This is a genomic window from Streptomyces spongiae (assembly GCF_009377185.1).
Classification (GTDB): domain Bacteria; phylum Actinomycetota; class Actinomycetes; order Streptomycetales; family Streptomycetaceae; genus Streptomyces; species Streptomyces spongiae.
Genome location: NZ_VJZC01000727.1, coordinates 1 through 4,442 on the forward strand (window position 1 = coordinate 1; position 4,442 = coordinate 4,442).

Below are 4,442 nucleotides of genomic sequence, written 5' to 3' on the forward strand. Positions count from 1 at the left end.
TACGTGACGTACGGCGGCCCTCGGCCTTGCGGTGCGACCGGCTAGCCGCCGAACTCCTGCAGACCCTTCAGCGCCTGGTCCAGCAGCGCCTGGCGGCCCTCCAGCTCCCTCTCGAGCTTGTCGGCCCTGGCGTTGTTGCCCTGGGCGCGCGCCTGCTCGATCTGGCCCTTCAGCTTGTCCACGGCCGCCTGGAGCTGGCCCGTGAGCCCCTCGGCCCGAGCGCGGGCCTCCGGGTTCGTACGGCGCCACTCCGCTTCCTCGGAGTCCTGGAGGGCACGCTCGACCGCGTGCATCCGACCCTCCACCTTCGGGCGGGCGTCCCGCGGGACGTGGCCGATGGCCTCCCAGCGCTCGTTGATGGAGCGGAACGCGGCACGGGCCGACTTGAGGTCGGTGACCGGCAGCAGCTTCTCCGCCTCCTCGGCCAGCTCCTCCTTGAGCTTGAGGTTCTCGGCCTGCTCGGCGTCACGCTCCGCGAACACCGAGCTGCGTGCCGCGAAGAAGATGTCCTGCGCACCGCGGAAGCGGTTCCACAGGTCGTCCTCGTGCTCGCGCTGGGCGCGGCCCGCGGCCTTCCACTCCGACATCAGCTCGCGGTAGCGGGCCGCCGTCGGCCCCCAGTCGGTCGAGCCCGACAGGGACTCGGCCTCCGCGACCAGCCGCTCCTTGGTCTTGCGGGCCTCCTCGCGCTGCGCGTCCAGCTGCGCGAAATGCGCCTTGCGGCGCTTGGAGAACGCCGACCGGGCGTGCGAGAAACGGTGCCACAGCTCGTCGTCCGACTTGCGGTCGAGCCGCGGCAGCCCCTTCCAGGTGTCCACCAGCGCGCGCAGCCGCTCACCGGCCGCCCGCCACTGGTCGGACTGGGCCAGCTCCTCCGCCTCGACGACCAGGGCCTCCTTGGAGTGCCGTGCCTCGTCGGACTGCTTCGCCCGCTGAGCCTTGCGCTCCTCACGGCGCGCCTCGACGGCCCCGACCAGCTTGTCCAACCGCGTCCGCAGGGCGTCCAGGTCGCCGACCGCGTGGTGCGCCTCGACCTGCTCCCGCAGATGGTCGATCGCGGTCTGGGCGTCCTTCGCCGACAGGTCGGTGGTCTTTACTCGCTTCTCGAGGAGGCCGATCTCGACAACCAGGCCCTCGTACTTGCGCTCGAAGTAGGCCAGCGCCTCCTCGGGAGACCCTGCCTGCCAGGAACCGACAACCTGCTCGCCGTCGGCCGTACGCACGTACACGGTCCCCGTCTCGTCGACGCGGCCCCACGGGTCGCTGCTCACAGCGCCTCCTCCACATGATGCCTGCGAAGGGCTGTAGCGCCCCCGGCATCGTCCACAGTTTCGTCACGGCCAACATAGGCGACCGGCGGTGCGGCTGTCCGCATCCCGCGCGACCGAAATTACGCGGTTGGCGGTCAGCTTTCCTTGACAGTCGCCTTGTTGATCACAACGGTCGCGTTCGGTGTGCCGTCGCCCTGCCCCGTGCTCTCGCCCGCCTTGGCGATCTTCGTCAGGACCTTCATCCCCGATTCGGAAATCGTGCCGAACGGTGTGTAGTCGGCCGGGAGCTGACTGTCCTGGTAGACGAGGAAGAACTGGCTGCCGCCACTGTTGCGGCCCTCCTTCGTCTGGGCGTTGTACTGGTTCGCCATGGCCACGGTGCCCGCCGGGTACACCCCGCCCTTCAGGCTCTTGTCCTTGAGGTTCTCGTCCGGGATCGTGTACCCCGGTCCGCCCATGCCGGTGCCCTCCGGGTCCCCGCACTGCAGGACGTAGATGTTCGCGGTGGTGAGCCGGTGGCACTTCGTGTGGTCCAGGTACCCCTTGTTGACCAGGAAGTCGAACGAGTTCACCGTGCGCGGGGTCTTCGCCGCGTCCATGGCGATGGGGATGTCACCGCAGGTGGTCTGCAGGTCCATCGTGTACTTCGCGGTCTTGTCGACGGTGACCGCGGGCTCCTTCTTGTACGAGAGCTTCTTGACCTTGCCCGCGGCCGGCTTCTCGCACGGGTCCGGGGCCTTCTTGCTCGGCGAGGCGCTCGGAGTCACCTCCGCGCTCGCGTTCTCCTTCTTGCCGTCGTCCTTGAGTACCCCGGTCGTGTACAGCGCCACGCTGCCTATCAGGATGACGCCGAGGACCGACGCGATCACGGCATTGCGGGCATGTGCCTTGCGTCGCGCGGTCGTGCGCCGCTGCTGCTGCCGCAAGAACTTCTCCCGGGCGAGCTGACGCCGCCGCTGCTCCTGGCTGACCACCGGGTTCTCTCCTCATGCGTCTTCGAACGTCGACCCGTACGCGTGCGACTGATGAGCCGACCGCTTGTGTGTGCCCCGTACCGTATATGGGTTCGCTGAGGAAACGGCAGCGCCGGTAGGCTCTGACGCGCAGCAATCCAGCCCGTACTCCCCAATCCGAAGGACGATCGTGCTCATTGCCGGGTTCCCCGCCGGGGCCTGGGGGACCAACTGTTACCTGGTCGCCCCCGCCGCCGGCGAGGAGTGCGTGATCATCGACCCGGGCCACCAGGCCGCCCAGGGAGTCGAGGAAGCACTCGAGAAACATCGGCTGAAGCCCGTCGCCGTCGTCCTCACCCACGGCCACATCGACCACGTGGCCTCGGTCGTCCCCGTGTGCGGAGCGCACGACGTACCGGCGTGGATCCACCCCGACGACCGGTACATGATGAGCGACCCGGAGAAGGCGCTCGGCCGTTCCATCGGGATGCCGCTGATGGGCGAGCTGACCGTGGGGGAGCCCGACGACGTCAAGGAGTTGACGGACGGTTCGAAGCTGGAACTGGCCGGTCTGGAACTGTCCGTCGCGCACACGCCCGGCCATACCAAGGGGTCGGTGAGCTTCCGGATGCCCGAGACGCCGGACATCCCGTCCGTGTTCTTCTCCGGGGATCTGCTCTTCGCCGGCTCCATCGGACGCACCGACATGCCCGGCGGTGACATGGCCGACATGCTCGACTCGCTGGCCCGCGTGTGCCTGCCGCTCGAGGACTCGACCGTGGTGCTGTCCGGCCACGGCCCCCAGACGACCATCGGCCAGGAGCGCGCCACCAACCCGTATCTGCGGCAGGTGGCCGCCGGCCAGGGAGCGGGTTCGAACACCCCTCCCCGACGAGGAATGTGACGAGAGACCTTCCGTGAGTACCTTCCAGGCCCCCAAGGGCACGTACGACCTGATCCCGCCGGACAGCGCCACGTACCTCGCCGTCCGCGAGGCGATCGCGGCCCCCCTGCGCAACTCCGGCTACGGCTACGTCGAGACGCCGGGCTTCGAGAACGTGGAACTCTTCGCGCGCGGTGTCGGCGAGTCGACGGACATCGTGACGAAGGAGATGTACGCCTTCGAGACGAAGGGCGGCGACCGGCTGGCCCTGCGCCCCGAGGGCACGGCCTCCGTCCTCCGAGCCGCGTTGGAGGCCAACCTGCACAAGGTGGGCAACCTCCCGGTCAAGCTCTGGTACTCCGGCTCGTACTACCGCTACGAGCGCCCGCAGAAGGGCCGCTACCGCCACTTCTCCCAGGTCGGCGCCGAGGCGATCGGGGCCGAGGACCCGGCTCTGGACGCCGAGTTGATCATCCTGGCCGACCAGGCGTACCGCTCGTTGGGGCTCAGGAACTTCCGCATCCTGCTCAACTCCCTGGGCGACAAGGAGTGCCGCCCGGTGTACAGGGCCGCGCTGCAGGACTTCCTCCGCGGACTGGATCTCGACGAGGACACCCTGCGCCGCGCCGAGATCAACCCCCTCCGGGTACTGGACGACAAGCGCGAGTCGGTCCAGAAGCAGCTGACGGGAGCCCCGCTCCTGCGTGACTACCTCTGCGACGCGTGCAAGGCGTACCACGAGGAGGTCCGCGAGCTGATCACGGCGGCGGGGGTCTCCTTCGAGGACGATCCCAAGCTGGTGCGCGGCCTCGACTACTACACCCGTACGACCTTCGAGTTCGTCCACGACGGTCTCGGCTCCCAGTCCGCGGTGGGCGGCGGCGGCCGCTACGACGGTCTGTCGGAGATGATCGGCGGTCCCGCGCTGCCGTCGGTGGGCTGGGCGCTCGGTGTCGACCGCACCGTTCTCGCCCTGGAGGCGGAGGGCGTGGAGCTCGCGCTGCCCGCGGCCACGAGCGTGTTCGCGGTCCCGCTGGGGGAGGAGGCCCGCCGCGTTCTGTTCGGGAAGGTCACCGAGCTGCGCAAGGTGGGTATCGCGGCCGACTTCTCCTACGGTGGGAAGGGACTGAAGGGCGCGATGAAGAACGCCAACCGCAGCGGTGCGCGGTACGCGCTCGTCGCGGGTGAGCGCGATCTCGCCGACGGCGTGGTCCAGCTCAAGGACATGGAGTCCGGCGAGCAGGTTTCCATCGGCGTGAACGAGATCGTGGCGGAACTGGAGTCGAGGCTGGGCTGAGCGGGCCCGTCCCGGGTGAGCTGGGCATGGGTCCGCCC

The 4,442-nt window shown here is 69.0% G+C and carries 4 protein-coding genes; 2 read left to right on the forward strand and 2 right to left on the reverse strand.

Features of this window, described 5'->3' with window-relative positions:
• Positions 1-41: 41 nt before the first annotated feature.
• Positions 42-1,271, reverse strand: a complete 1,230-nt coding sequence (locus FNH08_RS45455) for a DUF349 domain-containing protein (RefSeq protein ID WP_322726500.1) — start codon at positions 1,269-1,271, stop codon at positions 42-44.
• A 134-nt stretch (positions 1,272-1,405) separates the two neighbouring features.
• The gene (locus FNH08_RS45460) at positions 1,406-2,245 is read right to left on the reverse strand and encodes a peptidylprolyl isomerase (RefSeq protein WP_322726501.1); all 840 of its coding nucleotides are present in this window, start codon (positions 2,243-2,245) and stop codon (positions 1,406-1,408) included.
• Positions 2,246-2,414: 169 nt separating this feature from the next.
• Here FNH08_RS45460 and FNH08_RS45465 point away from each other — a divergent pair, with 169 nt between their 5' ends.
• Together FNH08_RS45465 and hisS are read left to right on the forward strand one after the other, a co-directional pair.
• Complete coding sequence (locus tag FNH08_RS45465; protein ID WP_322726502.1) at positions 2,415-3,128, forward strand: MBL fold metallo-hydrolase; 714 nt, start codon at positions 2,415-2,417, stop codon at positions 3,126-3,128.
• Positions 3,129-3,141: 13 nt separating this feature from the next.
• Positions 3,142-4,404 (forward strand): histidine--tRNA ligase, encoded by a 1,263-nt coding sequence (gene hisS, locus FNH08_RS45470; RefSeq protein ID WP_322726503.1) that lies wholly within the window; start codon positions 3,142-3,144, stop codon positions 4,402-4,404.
• The last annotated feature ends 38 nt before the right edge of the window (positions 4,405-4,442 follow it).